Consider the following 26461-nt stretch of genomic DNA (forward strand, 5'->3'; position numbering starts at 1 on the left):
GATGAAGACCAGCGACCAAGCGCCCCTGCTGTCGATCCGCGATCTCTCGATCGCGCTGCCGGCGGGCGGCGACCGGCCCTACGCGGTGCGTGATATCTCCTATGACCTGCATGCCGGCGAGATTCTTTGCATCGTCGGCGAATCGGGATCCGGCAAGTCGATGAGCGCCAATGCCATCATGGGCCTGCTGCCGACCTACTTGAAGCCAGAGGAAGGCCAGATCCTGTTCAAGGGCCGCGACCTGCTGACGCAGGACGAAGCCACGCTGCTCGGCATGCGCGGCAAGGACATGGCCATGGTGTTCCAGGAGCCGCTGTCGGCGCTGAACCCGGTGATGACCGTGGGCGACCAGATCGCCGAGGTCATGCGCGTGCACAACGCCTGTCCGGGCGAGGCGCGTACGCGCCGCGTGCTCGAATTGCTGGAGTTTGTCGGCCTGCCCGATCCGGCCACGCTGATGCATGCCTATCCGTTCCGCCTGTCCGGCGGCCAGCGCCAGCGCGTGGTGATCGCCATGGCGCTCGCGCTCGAACCGGCGCTGCTGATCGCCGACGAGCCGACCACCGCGCTCGACGTCACCACGCAGGCGCAGATCCTCGACCTGATCCGCCGCATCCAGGCCGAGAAGGGCATGGGCGTGATGTTCGTGACCCATGACTTCGGCGTGGTCGCCGAGATTGCGGACCGCGTGGCGGTGATGGAAAAGGGCGTATTGGTGGAGATGGGCAGTGCCGATCAGGTGTTGAACCGCCCGCAGCATGCCTATACCAAGCGCCTGATCGGCGCGGTGCCTCATGGCCGTGCATGCGAGCGCGGACGCAACGAGGCCGAGACCGTGCTGGAAGTGCGCGACCTAAGCAAGACCTATGTGACCGGAGGCGGCCTCTTCACCAAAAAGCGGGTTGTGCATGCGGTCGATGGCGTCAGCTTCACGGTGCGCCGCGGCGAAACGCTGGGCATCGTCGGCGAATCCGGCTCGGGCAAGTCGACTATCGGCAAATGCCTGCTGCGCTTGACGGAAATCGATGGCGGTGCGCTGCTGTTCGACGGCCAGGATATCGCCCGGCTGTCCGAGCGCCAGTTCCGCCCGCTGCGCCGCGACGTGCAGATGATCTTCCAGGATCCATTTGCCTCGCTCAACCCACGCCATACCGTCGGGCGCATCATCACCGACGGCCCGGTCGCCAACGGCGTGCCGCTGGCGGCCGCGCAGGCGCGCGCGCGTGAGCTGCTACAGCTGGTGGGGCTGGAGGCCTCGGCGTTCGACCGCTATCCCAACCAGTTTTCCGGCGGGCAGCGCCAGCGCATCGGCATCGCGCGCGCACTGGCGCTCGAACCGAAGCTGCTGGTGGCCGACGAGTCGGTCTCGGCGCTCGATGTCTCGGTGCAGGCGCAGGTGCTGGAGCTGCTGGCCGACCTGCAGAAGCGCCTGAACATCGGGCTGATCTTCATTACCCATGACCTGCGCGTCGCCGCGCAGATCTGCCACCACGTGATCGTGATGCACAAGGGCCGCGTGGTCGAGTCCGGCCCGCCGGGGCAGATCTTCGACGCCCCGCAGCATGCCTATACCCAGCGCCTGATCGGCGCGATTCCCGGCAAGGAATGGGATCCCACATTGATCCGCGCCGCCGCCTGAGGGGCGCGGGCACCAACCACGTCGCAACCGCAAAGACAACTGGAGAGAAGTGATGAAGAACGCCGAACTGGTTCGCCGCAAGGACGCCGCCACCCCGCGCGGCGTGGGCGTGATGTGCAATTTCTACGCCGAGCGCGCGCTGAATTCGGAGATCTGGGATGTCGAAGGCAAGCGCTATATCGACTTCGCCGCAGGCATCGCCGTGCTCAACACGGGCCACCGCCATCCGCGCCTGGTCGAGGCCGTCGAGCAGCAGCTGGGGCGCTTCACCCATACCGCCTACCAGATCGTGCCATACGCCAGCTATATCGAGCTGGCCGAGAAGATCAACCGCCGCGCGCCGGGCCGCTCCGCCAAGAAGACCGCCTTCTTCACCACCGGCGCCGAGGCGGTGGAAAACGCCATCAAGATCGCCCGCGCCGCCACCGGCCGGCCCGGCGTGATCGCCTTCTCCGGCGGCTTCCACGGCCGCACCATGATGGGCATGGCGCTGACCGGGAAGGTCGCGCCGTACAAGATCGGCTTCGGGCCGTTCCCGGGCGAGGTCTACCACGCGCCGTATCCGTGCGCGCTGCACGGCGTCAGCACCGAGGACTCGCTCAAGGCGCTGCAGTACCTGTTCAAGGCGGACATCGATCCCAAGCGCGTGGCTGCCATCATCTTCGAGCCCGTGCAGGGCGAGGGCGGCTTCAACGTGGCGCCGGCGGAGTTCGTGCGCGCGCTGCGCGCCGCCTGCGACGAGCACGGCATCCTGCTGATCGCCGATGAAGTGCAGACCGGCTTCGGCCGCACCGGCAAGCTGTTTGCGATGGAGCACTACGACGTGGCGCCTGACCTGACCACCATGGCCAAGAGCCTGGCCGGCGGCATGCCGCTGTCGGCAGTGTGCGGCCGCGCCGAAGTGATGGACGCTCCGGCGCCCGGCGGGCTGGGCGGCACGTATGCCGGCAACCCGCTGGCTGTGGCGTCGGCGCTGGCGGTGCTGGACGTGCTCGAAAGCGAAAAGCTGATCGAACGCGGCGCCGAACTGGGCCAGCGACTGATGACGCGCCTGGAAAGCCTGCGCCCGCGCGTGCCGCAGATCGCCGAAGTGCGCGGCGTCGGCGCGATGGTGGCGGTGGAATTCCGCCAGGCCGACGGCAGCCCGGATCCGGACTTTACGCGCACGGTGCAGAACCGAGCGCTGGAGAAGGGCCTGCTGCTGCTGTCGTGCGGCGTGTACGGCAACGTCATCCGCTTCCTGTTCCCGCTGACGATCCAGGACGCGGTGATGAACGAGGGCCTGGACATCCTGGCCGAGGCACTGACGCGCTGACCTGTCCATTTCCATCAATACCAACGAGACTACCCATGCAACTCAAGGACTCCGGCCTGCTGCGTGCGCAGGCCTATATCGCTGGCAGCTGGCAAGCTGCGGACAGCGGCGCCACCTTCGCCGTTACCGATCCCGCCAGCGGCGCGCTGATCGGAACCGTGCCCAGCATGGGCGCGGCCGAAGCTCGCCGCGCTATCGACGCCGCGCAGGCAGCACAGGCTGGCTGGCGCCGCAAGACCGCGCGCGAGCGCGCCACGGTGCTGCGCGCCTGGTACGAGCTGATGCTGGCGCATGCCGACGACCTCGCGCTGCTGATGACCACCGAGCAAGGCAAGCCGCTGGCCGAAGCGAAGGGAGAAGTCGTCTATGCCGCCTCCTTCCTCGAATGGTTCGCCGAGGAAGCCAAGCGCGTCAGCGGCGACGTGCTGGCCACGCCCGCCAGCGACAAGCGCCTGGTGGTGGTCAAGGAGCCGGTCGGCGTGTGCGCGGCGATCACCCCGTGGAACTTCCCGCTCGCGATGATTACCCGCAAGGCCGGCCCGGCGCTGGCTGCGGGCTGCGCCATGGTGCTCAAGCCGGCCGAGGACACGCCGCTGTCGGCGCTGGCGCTGGCCGTGCTGGCCGAGCGCGCAGGGCTGCCGGCGGGCCTGTTCAGCGTGATCACGGGCGACGCCATCGCCATCGGCGGCGAACTGACCGCCAATCCGGTGGTGCGCAAGCTGAGCTTTACCGGCTCGACCGAGGTGGGCCGCATCCTGATGCGGCAGTCCGCCGACACCATCAAGAAGCTGTCGCTGGAACTCGGCGGCAACGCGCCCTTTATCGTATTCGACGACGCCGACCTCGATGCGGCGGTGGAGGGCGCTATCGCCTCCAAGTACCGCAATGCAGGGCAAACCTGCGTTTGCGCCAACCGGCTCTATGTCCACGACAAGGTCTATGACGCTTTCGCCGAAAAGCTGGTGGCGGCAGTGGCAAAGCTGAAGGTCGGCCACGGCGTCGAGCCGGGCGTGCTGCAGGGCCCGCTGATCAACGAGGAGGCGGTGGCCAAGGTGGAATCGCATATCGCCGACGCGCTCGGCAAGGGTGCGCGCCTGCTGACCGGCGGCAAGCGCCATGCGCTGGGCGGTACCTTCTTCGAGCCGACCGTGCTGGCCAACGTGACGCCCGCGATGCGCGTCGCGAGGGAGGAAACTTTCGGCCCGCTGGCGCCGTTGTTCCGCTTCTCGACCGACGAGGAAGCGGTCGCGATGGCCAACGATACCGAATTCGGACTGGCCTCCTATTTCTTCAGCCGCGATATCGGCCGCGTCTGGCGCGTGGCCGAGGCGCTGGAATATGGCATGGTCGGCATCAATACCGGCCTGATCTCCAACGAGGTGGCGCCGTTCGGCGGCGTCAAGCAGTCGGGCCTGGGCCGCGAGGGCTCGAAGTACGGCCTCGACGAATACCTGGAGATCAAATACCTGTGCATGGGCGGGGTGGACCGGTGAGCGCGCCGCAGGACCGGCCCAAGGCCGTCGGCACCGTGCAGGTCGACAACGAGTGCGTGGTCGTGACCGAGTGGCGCTTCGCGCCTGGCGCCGAGACCGGCCAGCATCGCCACGGCTACGACTACGTGGTGGTGCCGATGACTACTGGCGCGCTGCGCCTGCAGACGCCGGCGGGTGAGGTCACCAGCCAGCTGGTCGCCGGCCAGGCCTACTACCGCCCGGCGGGCGTCGAGCACAACGTCATCAATGCCCACGAAGGCGAATGCGTGTTCGTGGAAATCGAGATCAAGCCGGCGGCCGGTTCCGCGGGCGGAGGAAGTCGCGAATGAGCGCTACTAGCCAAGCCAATTCCACCCTGCGCGAGCGCAGTGGCGGGCAGATCCTTGTCGAGCAGCTGCGCATCCAGGGCGTGCGGCGCGTGTTCCTGGTGCCGGGCGAAAGCTACCTGCCCTGCATCGATGCGCTATACGACCACCAGGACGCGATCACGCCGATCGTCTGCCGGCAGGAAAGCGGCGCCGGCTACATGGCCGAAGCCCACGGCAAGCTGACCGGCGAGCCCGGCGTTTGCTTCGTCACGCGCGGCCCAGGCGCGACCAATGCCAGCATCGCCGTGCATACCGCGTTCCAGGACTCCACGCCGATGATCCTGTTCGTGGGCCAGGTCGGCAACGACTTCTACGAGCGCGAAGCCTTCCAGGAAATCGACTACCGCCGCATGTTCGGCCAGATGGCCAAGTGGGTCGCGCAGATCGACCGCACCGACCGCATCCCCGAGTTCATCGCGCGCGCCTTCGCGGTGGCCACCAGCGGCCGGCCCGGCCCGGTGGTGCTGGCGTTGCCTGAAGACACGTTGTGGGGCAAGGCCACCGTGGCCGACATGCCGCGCTACGTGCGCAGCCACGCCGCGCCCGCGCCGCACGCGCTGGCGTCGCTGGCCGCCATGCTGGAACAGGCCGAGCGCCCGTTCCTGATGATCGGCGGCTCCGGCTGGACCCCGGAGGCGATGCGGCAGATGGAAGGCTTCGCCGAACGCTTCGGCTTGCCGGTGGGGCTGGCGTGGCGCCGGCTGGAGTGCTTCGACAACCACCATCCCAACTATGCCGGCCATGTCGGCTGGGGCATGGGCGAGGCGTTGCGCGTGCGCATCCGCGAGTCGGACCTGCTGATCGCCGTCGGCACCCGCATGGGCGAGGCCACCACCGAGGGCTATACCGTGGTGGAAAGCCCGCTGCCGCGCCAGCGGCTGGTGCATGTGTATCCCGATCCGGAGGAGCTGGGCCGCGTGTTCCGCGCGGAGGTGCCTGTCGTTGCCGACGTCGTCTCGTTCGCGGCCGCGGTGGACGGCCTGCGCCCGGCGCGCGAACACAACCGCGCGGCCCTGGTTGAGCGCGCGCGGCATGATTACCTCGACAGCCAGAAGGCTCTGCCTGCTCCAGGTCCGCTGAACCTGAACCAGGCCGCCTGCCTAGTGCGCGAGCGCCTGCCCGAGGATGCCTGCATCACCGTCGGCGCCGGCAACTACGCGGTTTTTCCGCACACCTATTATCGCTACAAGGGCGTGGGCACCAGCCTGGCGCCCACGGTGGGATCGATGGGCTACGGGCTGCCGGCGGCGATCTCCGCCAAGCTGGAGCACCCGGACCGCACCGTGGTCTGCTATGCGGGCGACGGCTGCTTCCAGATGAACCTGCAGGAGCTGGGCGTGGCCATGCAATACCGCCTCGGCATCGTGGTGCTGGTGTTCAACAACGGCATCTGGGGCACCATCCGCGCCCACCAGGAACGCGAATTCCCGGGCCGGACCATCGCGCTGGGCTTCGAGAACCCGGAATTCGCCGAGCTGGCGCGCGCCTACCGTGGCTATGGCGAGGTGGTGGCCAGCGACGCCGAATTCGGCCCCGCACTGGACCGCGCGCTCGACTTTGCCAGCACGCACAGCATGCCTGCGCTGCTGGAGCTGCGCTACGACCCCGATGGCATCGCGCCCGGCATGACCCTGTCCGGCATCCGCGCGGCGGCACTGGCGCGCCAGGCGGCAGGCTGAGCCGGCGCTTCCTATCACAACCCATCTACACCATGCGTGCCTTCTTCTCGGATGATCAGTTGCTGCACGAGCCCCGCCAGTTCATGCGCGCGGGGCGGTTGTGCGCGCCGACCGACGTGCCGGCCCGCGCGGCGGCACTGCAGCGCGCGCTGGCCGCGCGCGGCATCGAACTGGCGGCGCCGCCCGATTGCGGGCGCGCGCCGCTGGAGGCGGTGCACAGTCCGGCCTATCTCGACTTCCTCGCCAGCGCCTACGCGCGCTGGCAGGAACTGGCGCGCCCCGGCTTCGAGCCCGGCATCGAGGTCCTGCCCAATCTCTCGCCGTATCACAACGGCAAGGTCGGCGAGCCGCGCCGTCCTGCGTGTCCCACCGATTCGGTGATTGCCCAGGCCGGCTACTACCTGGGCGACCTCAGCTGCCCGCTCGGGCCGGACAGCTGGCGCGCGATCCTGCGTGGCGCGCACAGCGCGGTGGCGGCGGCTCGCCATGTGTGCGAGCGGCAGGACGGCGCCGGCATGGCCTACGCGCTGTGCCGTCCCTCCGGCCACCACGCCCACAGCGACCGCGCGGCCGGTTTTTGCTATGTCAACAACTCCGCCATCGCGGCGCAGACGCTGCTGGCGCGCTTCGGCAAGGTCGCGGTGCTTGATGTCGACGCGCACCACGGCGACGGTACCCAGCAGATCTTCTATCACCGTTCCGATGTGATGACGATTTCGCTGCATGCCGATCCGGCCGACTACTACCCGTTCTACACCGGTTATGCGAACGAGCGCGGGTATGGCGCGGGCTATGGCTACAACCTCAACTTCCCGCTGCCGCACGGCAGCGGCGACGCCGAATTCCTGTCGGCGCTGGACGGCGCGCTGGACGCGCTGCGCGACTATCGTCCGCAGGCGGTGGTGCTGGCGCTGGGCTTCGATACCTACGAGAACGATCCAATCAGCGTCCTCAAGGTCAGCATGGACGGCTACCGCGGCATCGGCGAGCGCATCCATGCGCTGGGCCTGCCGACGGTGGTGGTGCAGGAGGGCGGCTACGAGGTCGATGCCATCGGCCGCGGGCTGGACGCATTTCTGGCGGGTTTCGCACCTGCGACCGCATCAGCCTGAGTGGCGCAATCACCAATACTGGGAGAACTGCAATGACTAGCAAGATCGCCATCAACGGCCAGCGCCTGTGGCAATCGCTGATGGAACTGGCGCAGATCGGTGCCACGCCCAAGGGCGGCAATGCGCGGCTGGCGCTGACCACGCTCGACGGCCAGGGCCGCGACCTGGTGTGCGGCTGGATGCGCGACGCGGGCCTGACCGTGACGGTGGACCGCGTCGGCAATATCTTCGGGTGCCGTGCCGGGCGCAACGATGCCCTGCCGCCGGTGATGACCGGCAGCCATATCGATACCCAGCCGACCGGCGGCAAGTTCGACGGCTGCTTCGGCGTGCTGGCCGGGCTGGAAGTCATGCGCACGCTCAATGACCACGGCGTGACCACCGAAGCGCCGCTCGAACTGGCCATCTGGACCAACGAGGAAGGCACGCGCTTCGTGCCGGTGATGATGGGCTCGGGGGTGTTCGCCGGCATCTTTCCGCTGCAGACCGCGCTGGACGCCACCGATACCGAAGGCAAGCGCGTCGCGGACGAACTGCAGGCGATCGGCTATGCCGGCACCGACGAGGTGGGCGGGCGGCCGGTGGGGGCGTATTTCGAGGCCCATATCGAGCAGGGCCCGGTGCTGGAGGCGGCGGACAACGTGATCGGCGTGGTCACCGGCTCGCTGGGCCTGCGCTGGTATGACGTCACCGTGACCGGCATGGAAGCCCACGCCGGCCCCACGCCGATGCCGCTGCGCCGCGATGCGCTCTATGGCGCGACCCACGTGATGCAGGAGGTGGTGCGCATCGCCCATGACTTCGCGCCGCACGGCCGCGGTACGGTGGGCGTGGTCAATCTCCACCCCGGGTCGCGCAACGTGATTCCCGGCGCGGTGAAATTCACGGTCGACCTGCGCCACGAAGATGCCGGCAAGCTGGCCGAGATGGATGCCCGCTTCCGCGCCGCGTGCGAGGCGCTGGCGCAGGGCAAGACCACCGGCGCCACCTTCGACGTGAAGGTCGAAGACGTGCAGTACTTCCCGCCGACCCCGTTCGCGCCGGAACTGGTCGACCACGTGCGCCGCGAAGCCGTCGCGCGCGGCTACAGCCAGCAGGACATCGTCACCGGCGCCGGCCACGATGCCGTCTACATGGCCAGCGTGACGCCGACCGCGATGATCTTCGTGCCCTGCAAGGACGGCATCAGCCACAACGAAGTGGAAGACGCCCGGCCCGAGCACCTGGAAGCGGGGGCCAACGTGCTGCTCGGTGCGATGGTCGCGCAGGCGGGCGCATGACCGCCGCGGCGCGGGGTATGCCCGACTGGTGGCGTGGCGGGCTGCTGTTCCTGTGCGTGGTGACGCTGTTCGCTACCGTGGATGCCACCGCCAAACACCTGGTCGGCCGTTATCCCGCGCCGTTTCTTAACGCGGTGCGCTACGGCGCGACGCTGGCGGTAGCCGTGGCTATGCTCGCCGGATCTGGCCAACTGCGCTTCTGGCGCACTCCGCACCGCGGCCTGCTGGTGCTGCGCGGGTTGATGCTGGCGGTGGTCGGCACCTGCTTCATGACCGCGCTGCTGTGGATGCCACTGGCGGAGGCCACCGCCATCTATTTCATGGCGCCGCTGATGGTGGTGGGCCTGTCGCCGTGGATGCTCCGTGAGAAGGTCGGCTTGCGCCAATGGCTGGCGGTAGGCGCGGGCTTCTGCGGCATGCTGCTGATCGTACGCCCCGGCGGCGCGGTGTCGTGGCTTGGCACCGTGCTGATGCTGGCCGCCACGCTGGCCTATGCCATGCTGCAACTGCTGACGCGGCGCATGGCGGGGCATGTCGATGCCCGCGTGCAATACGGATTTGCCGCGCTGATCTGCATGGTCGCCACCGGCGTGCCGGCGCCGTTCTTTCCGCCGCCGGTGTGGCCGGATCTGGCCGACTGGCTGGCGATCCTGGCCATGGGGCTGATGAGCGCGGCGGCGCAGGTCCTGCTGATCCTGGCCCTTCAGCGCGCCCCGGCTTCGCGGCTGGCACCCCTGAACTATTTTCATCTGCTGCTGGCACTGGTCTACAGCGCGCTGTGGTTCGGCCGCTGGCCCGACGCGCTGGCGCTGGCCGGCATCGCCCTGATCGTGCTGGCCGGGCTGACGCAGACGCTGCCGTCGCCCGCGGCGCTGTCAACCAATCGAGGAAGCTCATGAGCGAAACACGCGACCAGTCTTACTGGCAGGCCCGGGCGGCCGCACTGCGCCCGCAAAGCCGCGCCTATATCGGCGGCGAATGGACCGATGCCGCCAACGGCGCCACCTTCGACACCATCAACCCTGCCACCGGCGCCGTATTGGCCAAAGTGGCCGCATGCGGCGCGGCCGACATCGACCGCGCCGTCGCGGCGGCGCGCCAGGCCTTCGAGCAAGGCGTCTGGTCCGGCCTGGCGCCGCGCGAGCGCAAGGCGGTGCTGCTGCGCCTCGCCGCGCTGATCGAAACGCACCGCGAGGAACTGGCCCTGCTGGAAACGCTCGACATGGGCAAGCCCATCGGCGACACACTGGCCTACGACATTCCGGAAGCGGCGCGCACCTTCGCGTGGTATGCCGAGGCCATCGACAAGCTTTACGACGAGATCGCCCCCACCGGCGGCAACGTGCTCGCCACCATTACGCGCGAGCCGCTCGGCGTGGTGGCGGCCGTGGTGCCGTGGAACTATCCGCTGCTGATGGGCAGCTGGAAAGTGGCTCCGGCGCTGGCCGCGGGCAACAGCGTCATCCTCAAGCCGGCCGAACAGTCGCCATTGACCGCGCTGCGGCTGGCCAAACTGGCGGCCGAGGCCGGCATTCCACCTGGGGTGTTCAACGTCGTGCCCGGACTGGGTGCGCAGGCAGGGCAGGCACTCGGCCTGCATCCCGACGTGGATTGCATCGCCTTCACCGGCTCCACGGCCACGGGCAAGCGCTTCATGGAATATTCGGGCCAATCGAACCTGAAGCGTGTGTGGCTCGAATGCGGCGGCAAGTCACCGCATATCGTCTTCGATGACTGCCCCGACCTCGACCGCGCCGCGCAGGCAGCCGCCATCGGCATCTTCAACAACCAGGGCGAGATCTGCATCGCCGGCTCGCGCCTCTATGTCCAGCGTGCCATCTACGACGCCTTCATGGAGAAGCTGGAGGCCAATGCCCGTGCAATGCAGCCCGGCGACCCGCTCGACCCGGCCTCCGCCATGGGCGCCATCGTCGACGCGCGCCAGCTCGATCGCGTGATGTCTTACGTGGAAGGCGGGCAGCGCGAAGGCGCGCGGCTGCGCCTGGGCGGCGAGCGCGTCCGTACCGATACCGGTGGCTACTTCCTGCAGCCCACCATCTTTGAATGCCCCAGCCAGTCGCTCAGCATCGTGCGCGAAGAGATTTTTGGGCCAGTGCTGGCGGTGACCATGTTCGATACCGAGGATGAAGTCGTGCGCATGGCCAACGATTCGCCTTATGGCCTCGGTTCAGGGCTGTGGACTGCCAACCTGTCGCGCGCGCACCGCGTCTCGCGGCGGCTGCGAGCGGGGCTGGTGTGGGTCAACTGCTATATGGATGGCGATATCACCGTGCCGTTCGGCGGGGTCAAGCAGTCGGGATCGGGACGGGACAAGTCGTTGCATGCGCTGGACAAGTACACCGATTTGAAGACTACGTGGATCAGCCTCGGGTAAGCGCCCAGAGCGACTTGGTTGGAAAGGATGACGAATCCTGACGTTGCGCCGGTTGCCAGCCGTTTTGCCTTTCTCCCTGCTTATGGGAGGCGGGCAGGGCTGGCTGCGGCGTGGCAAGCATCGTGGCGTGTTGCTTCACGTGCTTCTCGTGGCTCTCGATCCCTAACGTAGACTTTCTTTTATGGCCTTCCGAGAGCCGGGGTTTGATAAGCGGATGGAATCGACGATCTTTTGAAGTGCCTCATTCTTCCTTTTTGCCACAGGCTTGCCAAATTCATTGACGACCATATCAACCGTTACGCCGTAGGTTTGCCCGAGAACAATCACAGAGCGGCAAATACCCCCGGCGGCGTGGAAGCCGGCTGAGTCGAAAATTCCGCAGCTAGCCTCTCCGGATATGGTCATCTGTGTCTCTGTTTCATGGATTGAGGCCATGCCTGTATCCATGGAACCACTTTTGATCCATTGGCCGTCGATTTTGAAGAATCCGTGACTCTCAGCAACTGATAATGTGTTTCCTTTTTTCAGGCATAGGAAAATTTCTGCTTCCTTTGGTCGTATTTTTATGTTTTCATAAATTTCGAAACATTCATTGTCATTCGTTTTCTTCGTCACCCATCCTTGAGGTAACTTAAATATAAAGATCTCCGCGCCCGTTCCGCCGTGTATGGTTGGGGGTTCCATCGGGGTTCCGGCGATGGTGAGTTGGATATTGGTGATAGATAGAGCTGCGATAATAAAATGTAAAGTGCAGATGCTATTCTTATTCTTCATGGCTTGTTTAGGGTGTTATTAAAAATTTGGAAAATCGCAGTGTATGATTGATTCGATCATGAAGCCCGGTTTTATCCCCGGCATTCACTTATGTCGATCGAATCTACCAAAATCAATGTCTGCCTCCATCATCGTAACCGTCTCAGGCAGACGCGGCAGATGTGTGCAGGAACCTAATGACCTGTGTGAGAAAATGCGTCCTGGCAAGGGATTATCTTTGCAGCACTTTGGGCAAACTGCTGCCGACACTTCACTGGTCGGTATATTGCTGTTCTCTCGTCCCACTGATAGGTAACTGAAGTACTTGCGAATCCGGGCGCTGGAGCATCTTCGGTCACAATGCTTCGCGGGCCAGCTCGTTGCCTGTCACCTATCACCGAGAAGGAATCCGCGAATGGTGCGTATAGGACGACGCACACTCTGCCGCTTTCCTCTTCTCTCACCAATAATCTGGTTACGTTCCGACTGGGCGTGTTGTCATAGACCCAATGATATGTGCCGGGGAATCGCTCGTCTCGACGATGGACGATGTTTTCATCGCCCAGATAGGAGGGGCCAAATTCATGCGCCAGCAAGATGTTGGTTGAGGGGAAGCATTTCCCAAGAATGCTTGCGCTCCAGGGATCGGCCTGAGGTGCCGCCACTGCGAAGCTCGCGAAGAGGAAAGCTGCCGTCAGGAATCCGCGACTAAGGGACTTGACGAACATAATCTACCTCCGCATGTGTGGTGTATGGGACTTGTGCAGGAGGGAATGTAAGGCAGAGTTCCGGATTAGCTGGCGGGGATAGCGGCGGATAGCTGAACTGAGCAGAGCCTGAAAGATTCGGATCGCAGCTTAGTACGTTCCATAAGTATTTCGCGAACTGCTGCCGGTTCGCATAGCCGGTCCCGCCACCGTTGATCAACCAAGAAATGAAACCAACCTCCGAAGGCGTTACCCCGAGATCGCATACTCGATTGATATTGCGCGTCCCGCGGAAAGTCTTCGTGACCCAATAGAAGCCGCTGGAGTCTGCCCTGTGCTGCGCGCTTTGCGCGACGATCTCCGGATCGTAGCGAGGGGCCCATCGCAGCAGCACTCCATTTGCGTCTATAGAGTGGTTCGAATTTACATTGATCCGCGGATCGGAATACGAAGGTTGGGTCTGATCTGCCAGGCCCTTGAATTCGCCATACTTCGGATAGTTGCCCGCCCATGTGAGTTGATGATAGCCCCGCCCGTGAAATGGCCCGTAGAGCTTTCCGGCACCATGCCCATCTTCGCTTGTTGAACGGAGAAGACCCGTCTCGATGTGAATCTGCGCTAGCGTGTGAACAATTCGTTCTGTGGACGGCCCCAAGTACTTCCGCAGAAATCTGGAGACAGGTCCAGCGTGTTGTGTGGCTCGGCTGAGGGCGGTCTGCCATTGCACGGAACCTGACAGACTTTGTCGAGGAATGCACTGCGCGAGTTCGTGTGGGCTCAGCCATGCGCACTTTCTATAGTGGTAAATAAACTGCAATGGATGGAAGTGCACGACGGAACGAGGCAGGCCAGTCTGCCGCCAGAACGCCAGCTTTTTTACGTGCGCTTCAAATTGTTGCCAAGCCTCGCTATCGGCTAGCGGTTGCCCCGCTGCGCGAATGCGCGAGAATCGAGTTGCCAGGTCTTCGGAATCCCATTCGGTGGGATGGGTCGCGGCCAGATGGCGCAGTCTTGTTCTGCCCTCGACGGATTGGTCCTGTGTCAGTGTGAGAATGCTAGGTTCGTCCACGAATGCATCGCTTGGACAACCCAGACTCCCCTCCGCGACATGCTTCCACCCATGCCAATATGGGAAATCCGCATCCGACAGTTTCCCGATGTTTGCCGCCGCGAGGTCAATATAGCCGATGGCGGTCTCGCCATACCGCACCAATTGCCAGTTCTCTCGCCGCTGAGTGACGTCCGCAGATAGAACACGACCAAAGCGCAGCCATTCGAAGCCCGCGCTTGGACAGTCCGGATACAGAGCACTGGACAGGCGGAAGATTTCGTGCTCATAGCCTTCCTGCACGACCGGCAAGCCAAACTGGACATAGCGGTCCTGTTGATCCTTCCTATAGGTTGTTGCTATGCGTTGTCCACGTTGCATCCGGACGGATACATAGAGTTCCTCGGTATTCTGTCCGGTATTCCCTTCAGTGAGAAGGAAAGACTGGTTGTTGCCCGCGAGGACGATGCGATGGGGCGCATCTCTTGCTGCGCGGGGATGCCGGGAAGCGAAGTGTTGCTGGGAAGGAATGACGAAGTGGGTGTCACCGAAAAAATCTGGTGAGGGCTCATAGTTGACCCTTGTACTGTCCCTCCAAAAGCCACCTTGCCCTGAGAATGCATCTGGAGTCGTGAAGATTTCGAAGTGGAATAGTCTGCAATCGTATGCGTGTCCAGTAAATCCCAGGATGTCGCGCCTCCAGATTTTCGCCTGAGGTGAGTCAGCGGGAGGGAAGATAGTCTGTGGACCAGGGACAAAACCACCAGTGCGAAAAATGCCGGGAAGACTGCCAAACTGTTCGTTTGAAAGATCGTTTCGGCATGCGAGGTGCATATACAGGGAATAGAAAATGACTGAAGTTTTATCTCCAGCCTTCGTATCGTGTCGGATGAGTACGAAGCCAGTATCGTACTCGCCCTGTCCTGGATAATTTTCGCGTTGTTGCGCAAGCCGGCAGGCAACTATCGTTCCGTCCGCAATTGCTCTGATCGGCTCCGCACCTCCATCGATGTGGATGCCCCCGTGCCAGAGGTTGAAGGGCGCAACTGTACTGACTGGGAAGCGGCCTAACGATGCATTCTCAATTGCGAGCGCAGCTTGGAGTCGCGCTTCTTCATCTTGAGCTTGGTTTCCTAAGATGGGATAGCTAATCAGCATAGAGGACCAGTCGTCAATCTATCGAGGCATTGCTACGCGGAGAATGGGAAACTGCCATTGAGCTTCCACCGTCCATCTGGCAATGTTGGTACGGCGGCCGGAATGCGTTGTGGGCCCGGCAATTCATGGGTGCTCGCATGAGCCGTCCACGTTCCTGGCGTACCGTACTCAATACCGCCGCCATTGACCTTCAGATAGCTTCCCGCGGCATTGAAGACCATCCCCTTCGGGCTTGTGATCTCAATGCGTTCCTGCGCACTGATGAGGCGCAGCACTTTCTGGGCGATGGCCTCGATGTCGTCGTTCTGGGCCTGCACCTCGATCTTGCCTTTGGCCGCAATGAAGCGCAGGCCGCGCTTGCGCGCGAACAGCACCAGGCGCTCGGCCACGCTGGCCACGAAGCTCTTGCCGCAGGCGAGGGCGATGTGTTCACCGGTCGAGACTGCGGTGTGCTGCGCGCTATGCAGGTGGATGTCCTCGCAGGCGGAGGCAGCGATGCCGGCGGGGCTGGCGAGCACCAACGCCGGCTGCGACAGTTCCGACTGCTGGCCGTTGCCCTTGATACCGTCGTGCTGTGCCCGGAGAGCGTCTGCAACCTTGATCTGCTCACCGGCGAGGGCGCGCTGGTGATCGCCCGCCTTACCAAGCGTACGCTGGATGACCTCCCCGTCCAGCAGGCGCCCAGCGGTCTCGCCAAGAGCCTTGTGATGGCCTTGGGCATCGTTGCGGGCATCGGTGGTGAACAGCAAGCCGGCTCCGCCGCGCACGGCACCCCAGCCATCGGTACGCAGCTCGAACCCCTCGCCACGCTTTTCCCTGCGCCCATCGGCATTCGGGATGCGAACCATATAGCCCATGCTGAGCGTCGAGGCCTGATGATCGCTGCCGATCTGCGTCTGGATCTCGCCTTGCGTGTCATCCTGCACGAATGTGTTGTGGCGCTCGCCGAATAACTCCCTGCTGCGAAAGCCCGACAGCGCATGTTCGCTCGGCAGATTCCACGGCGGCATGTTCACCCGGTTGGCCACCCGTCCGGTGATGATCGGGCAGTCCGCATTGCCGGTGAGGAAGTCCACGATTACTTCCTGCCCGATGCGTGGTAGATGGCTGGCGCCGTAGTTGTAACCTTGCCAGCTTTGCGCGGCGCGCACCCAGCAGGAACTGTGCTCATTGCGCTGGCCAATCCGGTCCCAGTGAAATTGAATCTTCACCCGCCCGAACTGATCCACCCACAAGGTATGGTTGTCGGGACCCACAACGGTTGCGGTCTGCGGGCCAAAGGTGCGCGCTCGCTCCTGGATAAGATCGGGCCGGAAGATTTCGTCGGTGGGCTGCGCGTCGAAGGCAACCTCGCAGCTCCATTGCTGACGCTGCCCGGAAGCCTCGGCCACGTCCTCGAGCTCCAGCGTCGCCGCAAAGACCAGGTATTCCCGGTTGGCTTGCTGAATCGGGTGATGGGCCAACCTGAAGGTGCAGCCCGGCACGACTCCGCGCAGGTAGCCGCGCCCCCTGGCGCGGCAACCGTGCTGGCGGATCGCCTCCATCCGAATGCGGGCGAGCATGTCGCCCTCCCGCCAAGGGTCGTTGTCGGTGGCTGGCTGTGCATGGGTGCCCGGCCATTCGCGTATCTTGCCGTCGGCGTGGGCCGTATCTCGTGGATCTGCGATTGCGACGGTCAGATCCGCCCGAGGTTTGCCGAAATCGTAGTCGTTTGCGGTCCACTTGCCGGACACGAGCTGGTCGACGATCTGGAAATCGAACAGGTGCTCCTCGTCGAACCGATCCGCGCTACGGTACCAGCGCAGGGTGTGGTAGGCAGGGCTCGCGAAGCGCCGAAAGGCACCGTTGCCATCAGACAATACCAGCCGGTGCTTGCCTTCTGAGTGTTCGAAATAGTACGAGATGCCCCATTTTTCAGTGAGGCGCTTGAAGAAGGCATAGTCTGTCTCTCCATACTGGACCTGATATTCCCGCCTGGGATAGCGGGCCACATCGAGCCGCTTTTCCACTGGGAAATTGTAGTCGGCCAGCAATTCGTCCAGGATCTCCACGACTGTCTTCTGCTGGAAGATCTTGTAGTCGGTGGTGCGCGTAGCGAGCCAGAGCCAGGGGCGCAGGGTCAGGCGATAGATGACCTGCCGCCCGACCACGCATGGTCCCTGAACTTCATGCACGATGCCCGTGATCTCTCGTACGTTGGCCCCCACGTTGCCGGGCAGGTCGATCCCGCTTCCCTCAACTTCAATTTCGACGGTGAGTTCCTTTCCCTGCATCGCCTGCAGATTTGAATTGGCTTCCGGGCCAAACCAGGCGTGGCGGCTGTCAGGCGTCTTGAGCTCGATGTCGTACACGAAGAGCGTATTGATTCCGTCCTGGCCCTTCAGGCGGGAGAGGGTCAGTGCCGACTGGCCAAGCAGCGCCGGCAGACCGTGGCCCTTGACCGTGATGGCTCGGGTCGAGCGAAACGGCAAATCTGCAATTCCCATGGTTTCGATCCTTGCGGTGGTGAGAATCAGAGGCGGCCGAGCTGAAGCTGGACGCCTATGCCCCTGGCCACGCCGCCGGGAAATCGGCCGTTTCCTTCGCGATGGTCATCCCGATCAGGCAAAGCAAAGGTGAGTGGCACGCTATGGTCCTATCAACGCTAAGCGGCATCCGGGATGGATCATATAAATGGCTGTGCGGTAGACTGATCGGACAAATCCGGAATATCTAGAGAAATTGCGGAAAATAGATTGGGGAGTTCAGGCAGATTTGTCCCTCAGCGTTTACGGGCGGGGAGCCAAGAGCAGACCTGCCGCCATGCTTTGCGCCGCTAGGCTGAGAGCGGATCCGCGTCCATCAACTCGGCCAGCTTCGCCTGCACCATGCCCAGCAGGCACAGCGCGCTGAAGCACTCCTCGGAACGTACGCTCAACTGCTCCAATAGCGCGAGCACGCCTTCGATGCCGGCGCGGATTTGATGAAGACAGACATTGGTTTCAACTGGTTCGATCGTCATGGATGACACCTCAATAAGTGGATGCGTGCCACCCAAGTAGGTGAGGGTGGCGGGTCAGAGGCGAGGGTGGAAATACCGGTCGGAGATAGGCAAACCGGCCCAGCCTTGCGGCTGCCCCGCTTGACCCGCCATGGAACCAGACGAGTCCATGCGAGTGCACAGACGTTGCCCGTCCAATGAGCAACGCCTGTCCTATCTCCTGCTACTCGGGTTTCCACGCCCGGTCACCGGAACTCCGATGACGCAGCCAGTATTTCCTGACTGCGCAATGAAGGCGATAAGAGTTGTCGCATTCCCGTTGGGAAAGCGAAGCGTGCAGGAACGCGATTCCCTGGGAAATCGCCGAGTCCTGAAATCGGTGCGAGCGATGGAGGCTGAAAGTACAGCCGCTCAGCCGAGCGCCAGCGTCACCGCCGCCTGCGCATGCAGCGCCGTGGTATCGAACACCGGCAGCGCCACATCACCCTGCCCGAGCAGCAGAGTAATTTCCGTGCAGCCGAGGATCACGCCTTCGGCGCCGCGCGCCGCGAGCGCGGCGACGATGCGCTGGTATTCGGCCCTTGCCTCATCGCGCACGATGCCGTGGCATAACTCTTCATAGATGACATCGTGCACCCGTTCGCGGTCGGCCTGCTCCGGCACCACCACTTCGATGCCATGCAGTTCGCGCATCCGCCTGCGGTAGAAGTCCTGCTCCATCGTGAAGCGGGTTCCGAGCAATCCCACGCGCGTGATGCCGGCCTGCAGCAATGCTTTCGCCGTCGGGTCGACGATATGGATGAAAGGCACGTTGAGCGCGGATTCGATCGCCGGCGCCACGCGATGCATGGTGTTGGTACAGAGCAGCACGAAATCCGCGCCGCCGGCCTCGACCTGCCGTGCGGCCTGCTGCATGAGCCGGCCCAGTTGATCCCATTGCTCAGCGTGCTGCAACGCCTTGATCTCTTCGAAGCAGACGGTGGCCATGAGGCTGCGGGCATTGTTGTGCCCGCCTAGCCGCGTTTTCATTTCCTGGTTGATCAGCCGGTAGTATTCGGCGGATGACTCCCAGCTCATGCCGCCGATCAGTCCGATGGTTTTCATGCTCTGATTCCCCTTGCGCAGCTGGCCGCTTTGACGTCGAGAAAAGTAGCAAGGAAATGCGGTAGCGGACAGGAACAGTTCTGCTGATTTCCACCCGGCCAGTGCCGGCGCGAAATGCGATGAAGTCGAGATATGAAAGTCGACGGCTATCTCGATTCCCGCTACAGCTTGCCTTCAAGCGACTTGCGCTCCAGCCAGATCTCCTGCACGAACGGGTCCGTCACGCCATAAACCCCGTGTCCTTTGCGCATGATCAGGTTCGTCGCCATCATCTCATTGACCACAGGCTGTGCTTCCTCGATACGGACTTCACGTCCCAGGGCAGCCGAGTAGGCAGCGGCGGACTCGCCTGAAAACAGGCCGCGAGCGTCGCCTTCAGCGCACGCAATGCGATCGAAAATTGCGGTTGCCAATCCGCCCAGCTGTTCGAGCTTCATCAGTTCAAGATCGGCGGCAGTCGAGCGGAGCGTGTTGGCAATAACTGGCAAATGCTCGTCCGGATTGCTTCCGGCGGGCAAGTGGAAATGCAGCTGCCGCAAGGCTTTGATCATCTCTTCCGGCCGGTTGCCCAGTGCGCGGAACGCCTGGACAGCAACGTCCAGCGATGGCCGCGCGTTGAACCCTTCCGCCGACAAGCGTTCCAGCAGATGGGCGACATAGTCTTCTCCAAGGACGGGGTAGGAGACCGAGGTGGCGCCTGCAAAGGCCTGGTTGCGGCGCGCAGTCAGTTCGCCAACCAGCGCACGATGCGAGCCCGTGCCTACAAAGATGAAGTAGCCAGGCGTATTGGGGCGTGGGTTGACGGCATCGCGGGCGGCCTTGAGCGCCAGTAGCAGGCGATTGCCCTCGTCGGAGGTGATGGCATGCTGGACCTCGTCCACGATCAGGACCACGTTGGTCCTGGCCTTGTCGACGACTTCGGCGAGGGCGTCGGCCAATGTGGCGCCGCCGGGTTCGCCAACGCTTTCAAGCTTGAACCCGAATTTCAGGCCAAAGGCGCCAACGTCGGCACCCGACACGCGCTTGAGCTGCCTGAGGGCGGCGGAGCCTGGCTGCTCCAACTCGGCAAGGGTCTTCTTTACCGCGGCAAGGATGAGGGACGCAGGGCTGCGTTGCGTGTCGCTCCAGAGATCGACGTAGATGACGATGGCACCCTCGGCCTCCAGCGCAGGGACGAGGTCATTGATCAGGAACGTCGTTTTGCCGGTGCGCCGCAGGCCCGAGAGGAACAAACCTGACCGAAGGCCCTCGTCCAGCACCCCGGGATGGAGTAACTGCTGCGACATCTGGCTCGCGAGGGCCGGGCGACGATAGATGTGTGACATGGCGCACTTATTGGAAATTATAGAATTCCAATAATTATAGCGGGAGAATAATTCTTCCTAATCTGGTGGGTTGGGCGGCTCTGTGCTCACATAAAAATGCAGAAAGGGTCGCTTTCACCCCTTGATAGCGCCTTAAGCTGCTCCCTAAGCGGCCCTCAGGCCTCCTCTCCCTTTCCAAGTCCGGCCACAAAATCCCTCCCCTCTGGCAATCCTAACGAGAAGCCGACCGGGAAGTTCACTGCGATCCCATCTTCTCCTGCAGGGCGCCGCACCACCCCGCGCGCCCGCACGTGCGCATCCTCAAACAATTCCCCCGCCCCAAGCACCGGCGAAAACGGTACGTCCAGCGGCTCGAAGAAGGCTTCCCACTCGGCCAGGTCGCGTGTCCGGAACACCGCAGCCAGCAGGTCGTTGACCGCCAGCTTATGCCTATAGCGCCCGGCCCGCGTGGCATATCGCGGATCGCGCAGCGCAGGAAATTCGTCCCCCAGCGCCTCGCCCAGGTTGACCCAGAACTTGTTTTCCAGAATCCCCATCGCCAGGTGCCGCCCGTCGCGTGTCTCGAACAGGTCGTTCTCCGGCATCACCGTCGGCGATTCCACCGGCGCGGCCTCGTGTCCGCGCGCGGCCCAGGCGCCGTGCGCGGTCCATGACAGGATGGCGTCGTGGATCGATACGTCCAGATGCTGCCCGCGTCCGTGCTGCCGTGCGCTCATGATGGCTACGGCCAGCGACAACGCGGCATAGCCGGAGGCCGCATAGTCGGATACCCGCACGCGCGGGCGCGAGACCTTGTCGTGCACCTGCACCGGCGTCGCCCAGTAGCCGGCCAGCGCCAGGTAGTTAAGGTCATGCCCCGCATGGCTGGCGTACGGGCCAGTCTGCCCGAAGCCCGAGACCGAGCACAACACGATGGCCGGATTAGCGGCGGCCAATGCCGCGTAGTCGAGTCCCAGTCGCTTCATGACGCCGGGGCGGAAGCCTTCCACCACGGCGTCGGCATTGCGCGCCAGGTCGAGGAAGGCCTCGCGGCCGGCGTTGGTCTTCAGATCCAGCGCTATGGACTTCTTGCCGCGATTGAACTGCGCATACGCCGACGGGGCGAGCTGGCGGATGGAGTCGCCGCTGCCGGGCTGCTCCACCTTGATCACATCGGCCCCGAGCTGCCGCAGCAGGCTGCAGGCATGCGGGCCGGGCAGTAGCTGGCTGGCGTCGATGATGGTGACGTCCTTCAGGCAGGACCATTCCGGCTTCATATGGGCTCCCAATTTGAAAGCAGGGCGCTCAGCCCAGGTCGCCGACCATGCCGATCGACTTCATCAACTCGCCGTAGCGGGAGTTGTCCGCGGCCACGACGGTGGCGAACTGGGCCGGGGTGGCGCTGCGGCGCAGTTCGCCCGCGTTGGCCTTGAGCTGCGCGTCGAACACGCCGGCGTTCTGCAGCGCGGCGACTGCTGCGTGGAGCTTCCGGGTCAGCGCGGCCGGGAAGTTGGCGGGCGCGAACAGGCCGCTCCAGTTGTCGATGACAAAGCCGGGCGGCAGCGCTTCGGCCAGTGTCGGCACGTCCGGGAAGAACGGCGAACGCGCCGCGGCGGTGACTGCCAGCACGCGCACCTGATGGTTGCGCACGTACTGAGTGGCCGTGCCAAGCACCGGCATGCCGAACTGGGTCTGCCCGGTCAGCATGGCGGTGATGATTTCCGGCGCGCCCTTGTAAGGGATATGTACCGCGTCGCAGCCGGTCTGGTGCAGCATGGCTTCCACCGCCAGATGCGCGATGCTGCCCTTGCCGCCGGAACCGTAATTGAACTTGCCCGGCGCCTTCTTTATCGCGGCGACCAGTTCGGCCGCGGTCTTATACGGCGACGAAGCGGGCACGACCAACGCGGTCGGTCCGCCGGACAGCGCCGTGATTGACGTGAAATCGCGCGCCGGGTCGTACGGCATCTTGCGGTACATGTGCACGTTGATCACGTGCGTATTGGCGAGGATGCCCAGCGTGTAGCCGTCGGGGGCCGCACGCCGCAGCGCGGTCGCGCCGATGATGCCGCCGGCGCCGGGCATGTTCTCCACCACCACTGGCTGGCCGAGCTTCTGGCCCAGCTCCGCCGACAGCGTGCGGGCAGTATTGTCCGGCGTGCTGCCGGCGATGAACGGGACGATCAGCCGGATCGGCCGGTTGGGGTAGTTGGCAGGGGCCGCGGCGCGGGCGGGCAGCAAGACGCTTCCCAGTGCGGCGGCGCCAGCGGTGGCGAGCCATTCTCGGCGGTTCATGCGTGGTCTCCGTGGTCTTGTTGTATTGTCCCGATGCCGGCGGCGACCGTGCCGCCGGCACGGTCATGCGTTCTGCTGCAGCGGCTCCAGTATCGCGCGCGCGATGGTGTTGCGCTGGATCTCGCTGGTGCCGGTGAAGATGCGGAACATGCGCAGCTTGCGGAAGGTCTGCTCGACCGGATGCCCGCGCGTGACGCCCACGTTGCCGTGGATCTGCACCGCCTTGTCGGCCACTTCGAAGCAGCGTTCCGAGACAAAGAGCTTGCATGCCGCGGCCTTCATGCGCAGGTCCGCGCCGGCATCGGCCAGCGCGGCGGTGTGCGCGATCATGCTTTCGCAGGCCCACAGCGCCGCGGCCATGTCGGCCAGCATGTGCTGGATTGCCTGGAAGCGCGCGATCGGGCCGCCGAACTGGCGCCGCTTGCCGGCGTACTCCACCGACGACTCATAGGCGCGCATGGCCAGCCCCAGCATCGACGGGCAGTGCAGCAAGCGGTTCACATTGATGCGCGACATGCCCAGCTTGAAGCCGTTGCCCTCGCCGCCAAAGATATTGGCGCGCGGCACGCGCACGTTGTCGAAGCGGATATCGCCGTCGATATGCTGGCCCGACATCGGCACGTATTCGTTGGTCACGGTCACGCCCGGCAGGTTCAGGTCGACCAGCACCGCGCTGATCGCCGGGGGCGTAGTGGTGGCATCCGTCACGCACATGACGATGGCGAAGTCCGCGAACGGCGCGCCGCTGATGTAATGCTTGCCGCCATTGATCACCACCTCGTCGCCGTCGGCGACCGCGGTGGTCTTGATGCTTTGCGCGTCCGAGCCGGAATGCGTTTCGGTCAGCGCGAAGCAGGTCGATTTCTCGCCGCGGATGACGGGCTCGAAGTACTGCTTCAGTTGCCCCGGCGTGGCGTACTTGAGCATGTTGCCCACGCGCGGCGGTCCGCCCAGGTCGCCCAGCACGTGCGCGGCCAGCGTCGAACCGCTGGCGGCCAGGTCGGCCTTGAGCGTGCACTGCTCCTGGATGTTCAGCCCTTTGCCGCCGAGCGACTCCGGCAGGCAGGCGGCATAGAAGCCCAGCTCGTACGAGCGGCGCCAGACCTTGCGCAGCACTTCGCGCGGCCACGGGTCTTCGGAACCGAGGCCCAGTTCATGCTCCAGCGGGCGCAGCTCTTCGTCGATAAAGCGGCGGATGCCGGCGCGGGTTTCCACCAGCACGGGGTTGGTCAGGTGATCGAACATGGCGGGATCCTCGGCTAGTCAGTTGACACGGCGCGCCACGCCTTGCCAGTAGCGTTCGCGCACGATCTTGCGGGCCAGCTTGCCGCTGGCGTTCTTGGGCAGTTCGGCGACAAAGTCGACCGAACGCGGCGACTTGTAGTCGGCGATGCGCTCGCGGCAGTGCGCGATCAGCTGCTGCGCGCTGGCTTCGCGGCCCGGGCGCAGCGTGACCACGGCCTTGACGCTCTCGCCCCAGGTGTCGTCGGGCACGCTGATGACGCAGGCTTCAAGCACGTCGGGGTGCTGGTACAGCGTCGCTTCGACCTCGGTCGGGTACACGTTGAAGCCGCCGGAAATGATCATGTCCTTCTTGCGGTCGACCAGGTACAGGTAGCCGGCTTCGTCCACGCGCGCCATGTCGCCGGTATGCAGCCAGCCGTCGACAATGGTCTCGGCGGTCAGCGCGGGCTCGCCCCAGTAGCCCTGGAACACGTCTTCGCCGCGGATCACCAGTTCGCCGATCTCGCCCACTGCCACCTCGCGGCCTTGTTCGTCGACCACGCGCACCTCGGTCTCACCCAGCGCGCGGCCGCACGAGGCCAGTCGCTCGGGGTGGTTGGCGATCGCATCGGCGTGGTCGGCGGTCGACAGGCGCGTAACGCCGGAGGTCGATTCGCTGGCGCCATAGCCTTGCGACAGGATCGGGCCGATGTGCTCCCACGCCTCGCGGATACGCGCCGGCGCCATGGGCGCGGCGCCGTAGGCCAGCGTCTTCAGGCTGGACAGGTCGGCCTGCGCCAGCGTGGGCTCGGCCATCAGCATGTTGATCATCGCCGGCACCATGAACACGTGCGTGATGCGCAGGCGCGCCACTTCGGCCAGGAAGTGCGCGGGCTCGAACTTGTCGAACAGCACCAGCGTCGCGCCCTGGTACAGGTAGGGCTGCATCAGCATGCCGGAGGCGTGCGTGACGGGGCCGATCAGCGCGAGGCGGTCGCCGGGGCGAGCCGGCCGGTCCATGCCGGCCACCATCTTGCGCAGCGCCGCCATGCGGTTGCCGTAGGTCTGCATCGCCGCCTTGATCTTGCCGGTGGATCCGGAGGAGAAGTGCAGCACGGCCAGGTCGCTGGCAGCAGGGGTGATGTCGGGCGCAACGGTGCCGGAACTGGCCAGCAGCGATTCGTAGCCAACATAGCCGGCAGGCGCTTCGCCGATGGCGATAAACGTCTCGATGCTGCCGAAGCCAGGGGTGGCGCGCGAGTAGCCGGTGTAGCCGGGGCCGGCGATCAGCACGCGCGGCGTGCAGTTCTCGACCACGTCGCTGGCTTCCGTGGCGGTGAAGCGCGGATTCAGCGCCGCCTTGACCAGGCCTGCCTTGTACAGCGCGCACTCCAGTTCGACCAGTTCTGGGCGATTGCGGGCCTGTACCGCCACGCGGTCGCCGCGCTGCAGCCCCAGCGCCAGCAGCGCGTTGGCCAGGCGGGTGGAGCGCTCTTCCAGCTGGCGGTAGGTCACCACCTGGTCCTGATAGAGGATGGCGGGCTGGTCACCCCAATAGCGCGCGGCGCGGCGCAGGAAGTACGCGAAACTCATGCTGTCTCCGTGATGCGAATGATGTTGTGCTATGGCTCTGCGCCTAAGTCTGTAAGATGACGCCCATCACCACAATGCGGCGATGGCTATATAGCCATAACTATCAGGAATGTGATGCAATGGAGACGCGGGACCTGGAATACATCCTCGCCGTGGCAACGCACGGCGGCATCGGCAGGGCGGCGGAGACCCTGGGGATCAGCCAGCCCGCCCTGACCAAGGCGGTGCAGCGGGTGGAGGCGCAGGCAGGGCTGCCGCTGTTCGAACGTACCGCCAACGGCATGACGGCCACTTACGCCGGCGCGCGCTTCCTGGAGCGGGCGCGGCGCATACGGCTGGAATACGAGGACGGCATCAAGGAAATGCTCGGCATCCGCACCGGCGAGCAGGGTGTGCTGCGCGTCGGCTATTCGCCGTCGATTCCGGGCGGCGTGATCCTGGGCGCGTGCCAACAGCTGATGCGCGAGCGCCCGGTGGCGCGGCTGCGCTTGCGGCGCCGGCTGGCGCGTGACCTGCTGGACTTGCTCGCCGCGGGCGAACTCGATCTCGCAGTGGCGCCGGTGCAGGCTTCGACGGACTTTGCGGTGGAGCCGCTGTTCGACGACCGGCTGGTGGTGGTGGCCGACCAGGGGCACGCGCTATTACGTCGGCGCAAGCTGCGCCTGGCGGACCTCGCCGATCAGGAATGGCTGCTGCCGGAAGCGCATATCACGCTGCGGCAGCAGGTCGATGCCGCCTTCCGCCAGCGCGGCCTGCCGGCGCCGCAGCCGCGTGTCGAGATCGATTTCGGCAGCACCTCGCTGTTCGCGCTGATGCAGGGCACGCAGATGCTGAGCATCGCCAATGCCGGCGGCGACGCCATGCAGCACGGCCTGCGCGCGTTGCCGCTGGGGGTGGAGGAGCTGGACCTGCGCCGGCGCATCGGCGTGCTGACCCGCGCCGGCGCGTATCTGTCGCCGCTGGCGCAGCGCCTGACGACGCTGCTGCGCGAGCACAGCCGCTGAGCAACTGAAA

At 64.6% G+C, this 26461-nt stretch carries 20 protein-coding genes; 10 read left to right on the forward strand and 10 right to left on the reverse strand.

The genetic code is table 11. From position 1 onward, the window contains the following. The first annotated feature begins 1 nt into the window (after position 1). Genes VSR71_RS15885 through VSR71_RS15925 form a run of 9 tightly spaced genes read left to right on the forward strand, consistent with a single transcriptional unit; the run spans position 2 to position 11281 of the window. On the forward strand, positions 2-1639 hold the full coding sequence (locus tag VSR71_RS15885) for an ABC transporter ATP-binding protein (RefSeq protein ID WP_342914808.1): 1638 nt from the start codon (positions 2-4) through the stop codon (positions 1637-1639). Positions 1640-1691: 52 nt separating this feature from the next. Next, positions 1692-2954, forward strand: coding sequence for a 4-aminobutyrate--2-oxoglutarate transaminase (gene gabT / locus VSR71_RS15890; RefSeq protein WP_342914809.1), 1263 nt, complete (start codon positions 1692-1694; stop codon positions 2952-2954). A gap of 35 nt (positions 2955-2989) precedes the next feature. Next, positions 2990-4447, forward strand: coding sequence for an NADP-dependent succinate-semialdehyde dehydrogenase (gabD, locus tag VSR71_RS15895; RefSeq protein ID WP_342914810.1), 1458 nt, complete (start codon positions 2990-2992; stop codon positions 4445-4447). Further along, positions 4444-4776: a cupin domain-containing protein gene (locus tag VSR71_RS15900; RefSeq protein ID WP_342914811.1), complete on the forward strand. Its 333-nt coding sequence runs from the start codon at positions 4444-4446 to the stop codon at positions 4774-4776. Before gabD ends, VSR71_RS15900 begins: the two co-directional genes overlap by 4 nt. Then, positions 4773-6494 carry a thiamine pyrophosphate-binding protein gene (locus VSR71_RS15905; protein WP_342914812.1) on the forward strand — a complete coding sequence of 574 codons (1722 nt, stop codon included), beginning with the start codon at positions 4773-4775 and terminating at the stop codon, positions 6492-6494. The genes VSR71_RS15900 and VSR71_RS15905 overlap by 4 nt, the downstream gene beginning before the upstream one ends. Positions 6495-6526: 32 nt before the next feature. Continuing rightward, positions 6527-7606, forward strand: a complete 1080-nt coding sequence (locus tag VSR71_RS15910) for a histone deacetylase family protein (protein ID WP_342914813.1) — start codon at positions 6527-6529, stop codon at positions 7604-7606. A gap of 32 nt (positions 7607-7638) precedes the next feature. Next, positions 7639-8886: a Zn-dependent hydrolase gene (locus VSR71_RS15915; protein ID WP_342914814.1), complete on the forward strand. Its 1248-nt coding sequence runs from the start codon at positions 7639-7641 to the stop codon at positions 8884-8886. Then, positions 8883-9785: a DMT family transporter gene (locus tag VSR71_RS15920; RefSeq protein ID WP_342914815.1), complete on the forward strand. Its 903-nt coding sequence runs from the start codon at positions 8883-8885 to the stop codon at positions 9783-9785. The genes VSR71_RS15915 and VSR71_RS15920 overlap by 4 nt, the downstream gene beginning before the upstream one ends. Next, positions 9782-11281, forward strand: a complete 1500-nt coding sequence (locus VSR71_RS15925; RefSeq protein WP_342914816.1) for an aldehyde dehydrogenase — start codon at positions 9782-9784, stop codon at positions 11279-11281. Before VSR71_RS15920 ends, VSR71_RS15925 begins: the two co-directional genes overlap by 4 nt. A 162-nt stretch (positions 11282-11443) precedes the next feature. On the opposite strand, the gene VSR71_RS15930 is transcribed toward VSR71_RS15925, so the two are convergent. From VSR71_RS15930 to VSR71_RS15975, 10 genes are all read right to left on the reverse strand, one after another. Continuing rightward, positions 11444-12055: a hypothetical protein gene (locus VSR71_RS15930; RefSeq protein ID WP_342914817.1), complete on the reverse strand. Its 612-nt coding sequence runs from the start codon at positions 12053-12055 to the stop codon at positions 11444-11446. 687 nt (positions 12056-12742) lie between these two features. Beyond that, positions 12743-14947: a hypothetical protein gene (locus tag VSR71_RS15935; RefSeq protein ID WP_342914818.1), complete on the reverse strand. Its 2205-nt coding sequence runs from the start codon at positions 14945-14947 to the stop codon at positions 12743-12745. A 32-nt stretch (positions 14948-14979) separates the two neighbouring features. Continuing rightward, positions 14980-17433 carry a type VI secretion system Vgr family protein gene (locus tag VSR71_RS15940; protein WP_342914819.1) on the reverse strand — a complete coding sequence of 818 codons (2454 nt, stop codon included), beginning with the start codon at positions 17431-17433 and terminating at the stop codon, positions 14980-14982. A 329-nt stretch (positions 17434-17762) separates the two neighbouring features. Next, positions 17763-17948 carry a hypothetical protein gene (locus VSR71_RS15945; RefSeq protein ID WP_342914820.1) on the reverse strand — a complete coding sequence of 62 codons (186 nt, stop codon included), beginning with the start codon at positions 17946-17948 and terminating at the stop codon, positions 17763-17765. 390 nt (positions 17949-18338) lie between these two features. Then, positions 18339-19031: an aspartate/glutamate racemase family protein gene (locus VSR71_RS15950; protein WP_342914821.1), complete on the reverse strand. Its 693-nt coding sequence runs from the start codon at positions 19029-19031 to the stop codon at positions 18339-18341. Positions 19032-19192: 161 nt separating this feature from the next. After that, a complete protein-coding gene (locus VSR71_RS15955) occupies positions 19193-20356 on the reverse strand; it encodes an AAA family ATPase (RefSeq protein ID WP_342914822.1) in 1164 nt (387 codons plus the stop codon). Between the two features lie 155 nt (positions 20357-20511). Beyond that, complete coding sequence (locus VSR71_RS15960) at positions 20512-21612, reverse strand: CoA transferase (protein ID WP_342914823.1); 1101 nt, start codon at positions 21610-21612, stop codon at positions 20512-20514. Between the two features lie 28 nt (positions 21613-21640). Beyond that, positions 21641-22630: a tripartite tricarboxylate transporter substrate binding protein gene (locus VSR71_RS15965; RefSeq protein ID WP_342914824.1), complete on the reverse strand. Its 990-nt coding sequence runs from the start codon at positions 22628-22630 to the stop codon at positions 21641-21643. Between the two features lie 63 nt (positions 22631-22693). After that, complete coding sequence (locus tag VSR71_RS15970) at positions 22694-23875, reverse strand: acyl-CoA dehydrogenase family protein (protein ID WP_342914825.1); 1182 nt, start codon at positions 23873-23875, stop codon at positions 22694-22696. A gap of 18 nt (positions 23876-23893) precedes the next feature. After that, positions 23894-25447 (reverse strand): AMP-binding protein, encoded by a 1554-nt coding sequence (locus VSR71_RS15975; RefSeq protein ID WP_342914826.1) that lies wholly within the window; start codon positions 25445-25447, stop codon positions 23894-23896. A 119-nt stretch (positions 25448-25566) separates the two neighbouring features. On the opposite strand from VSR71_RS15975, the gene VSR71_RS15980 reads away from it, so the two are divergent. Beyond that, positions 25567-26451: a LysR family transcriptional regulator gene (locus tag VSR71_RS15980; protein WP_342914827.1), complete on the forward strand. Its 885-nt coding sequence runs from the start codon at positions 25567-25569 to the stop codon at positions 26449-26451. Positions 26452-26461 lie beyond the last annotated feature (10 nt).

This window comes from Cupriavidus oxalaticus, assembly GCF_038900635.1.
Lineage (GTDB): Bacteria > Pseudomonadota > Gammaproteobacteria > Burkholderiales > Burkholderiaceae > Cupriavidus > Cupriavidus oxalaticus_B.

Excerpts from the sequence above, each read along its gene's own strand:
- VSR71_RS15980 (WP_342914827.1), top strand. The coding sequence starts at position 25,567 with ATGGAGACGCGGGACCTGGAATACATCCTCGCCGTGGCAACGCACGGC.
- VSR71_RS15945 (WP_342914820.1), bottom strand. The coding sequence starts at position 17,948 with ATGACGATCGAACCAGTTGAAACCAATGTCTGTCTTCATCAAATCCGC.
- VSR71_RS15940 (WP_342914819.1), bottom strand. The coding sequence starts at position 17,433 with ATGGGAATTGCAGATTTGCCGTTTCGCTCGACCCGAGCCATCACGGTC.
- VSR71_RS15950 (WP_342914821.1), bottom strand. The coding sequence starts at position 19,031 with ATGAAAACCATCGGACTGATCGGCGGCATGAGCTGGGAGTCATCCGCC.
- VSR71_RS15970 (WP_342914825.1), bottom strand. The coding sequence starts at position 23,875 with ATGTTCGATCACCTGACCAACCCCGTGCTGGTGGAAACCCGCGCCGGC.
- VSR71_RS15885 (WP_342914808.1), top strand. The coding sequence starts at position 2 with ATGAAGACCAGCGACCAAGCGCCCCTGCTGTCGATCCGCGATCTCTCG.
- VSR71_RS15955 (WP_342914822.1), bottom strand. The coding sequence starts at position 20,356 with ATGTCACACATCTATCGTCGCCCGGCCCTCGCGAGCCAGATGTCGCAG.
- VSR71_RS15915 (WP_342914814.1), top strand. The coding sequence starts at position 7,639 with ATGACTAGCAAGATCGCCATCAACGGCCAGCGCCTGTGGCAATCGCTG.
- VSR71_RS15925 (WP_342914816.1), top strand. The coding sequence starts at position 9,782 with ATGAGCGAAACACGCGACCAGTCTTACTGGCAGGCCCGGGCGGCCGCA.
- VSR71_RS15960 (WP_342914823.1), bottom strand. The coding sequence starts at position 21,612 with ATGAAGCCGGAATGGTCCTGCCTGAAGGACGTCACCATCATCGACGCC.
- VSR71_RS15905 (WP_342914812.1), top strand. The coding sequence starts at position 4,773 with ATGAGCGCTACTAGCCAAGCCAATTCCACCCTGCGCGAGCGCAGTGGC.
- gabD (WP_342914810.1), top strand. The coding sequence starts at position 2,990 with ATGCAACTCAAGGACTCCGGCCTGCTGCGTGCGCAGGCCTATATCGCT.
- VSR71_RS15965 (WP_342914824.1), bottom strand. The coding sequence starts at position 22,630 with ATGAACCGCCGAGAATGGCTCGCCACCGCTGGCGCCGCCGCACTGGGA.
- VSR71_RS15910 (WP_342914813.1), top strand. The coding sequence starts at position 6,527 with ATGCGTGCCTTCTTCTCGGATGATCAGTTGCTGCACGAGCCCCGCCAG.
- VSR71_RS15935 (WP_342914818.1), bottom strand. The coding sequence starts at position 14,947 with ATGCTGATTAGCTATCCCATCTTAGGAAACCAAGCTCAAGATGAAGAA.
- VSR71_RS15930 (WP_342914817.1), bottom strand. The coding sequence starts at position 12,055 with ATGAAGAATAAGAATAGCATCTGCACTTTACATTTTATTATCGCAGCT.
- VSR71_RS15975 (WP_342914826.1), bottom strand. The coding sequence starts at position 25,447 with ATGAGTTTCGCGTACTTCCTGCGCCGCGCCGCGCGCTATTGGGGTGAC.
- gabT (WP_342914809.1), top strand. The coding sequence starts at position 1,692 with ATGAAGAACGCCGAACTGGTTCGCCGCAAGGACGCCGCCACCCCGCGC.
- VSR71_RS15920 (WP_342914815.1), top strand. The coding sequence starts at position 8,883 with ATGACCGCCGCGGCGCGGGGTATGCCCGACTGGTGGCGTGGCGGGCTG.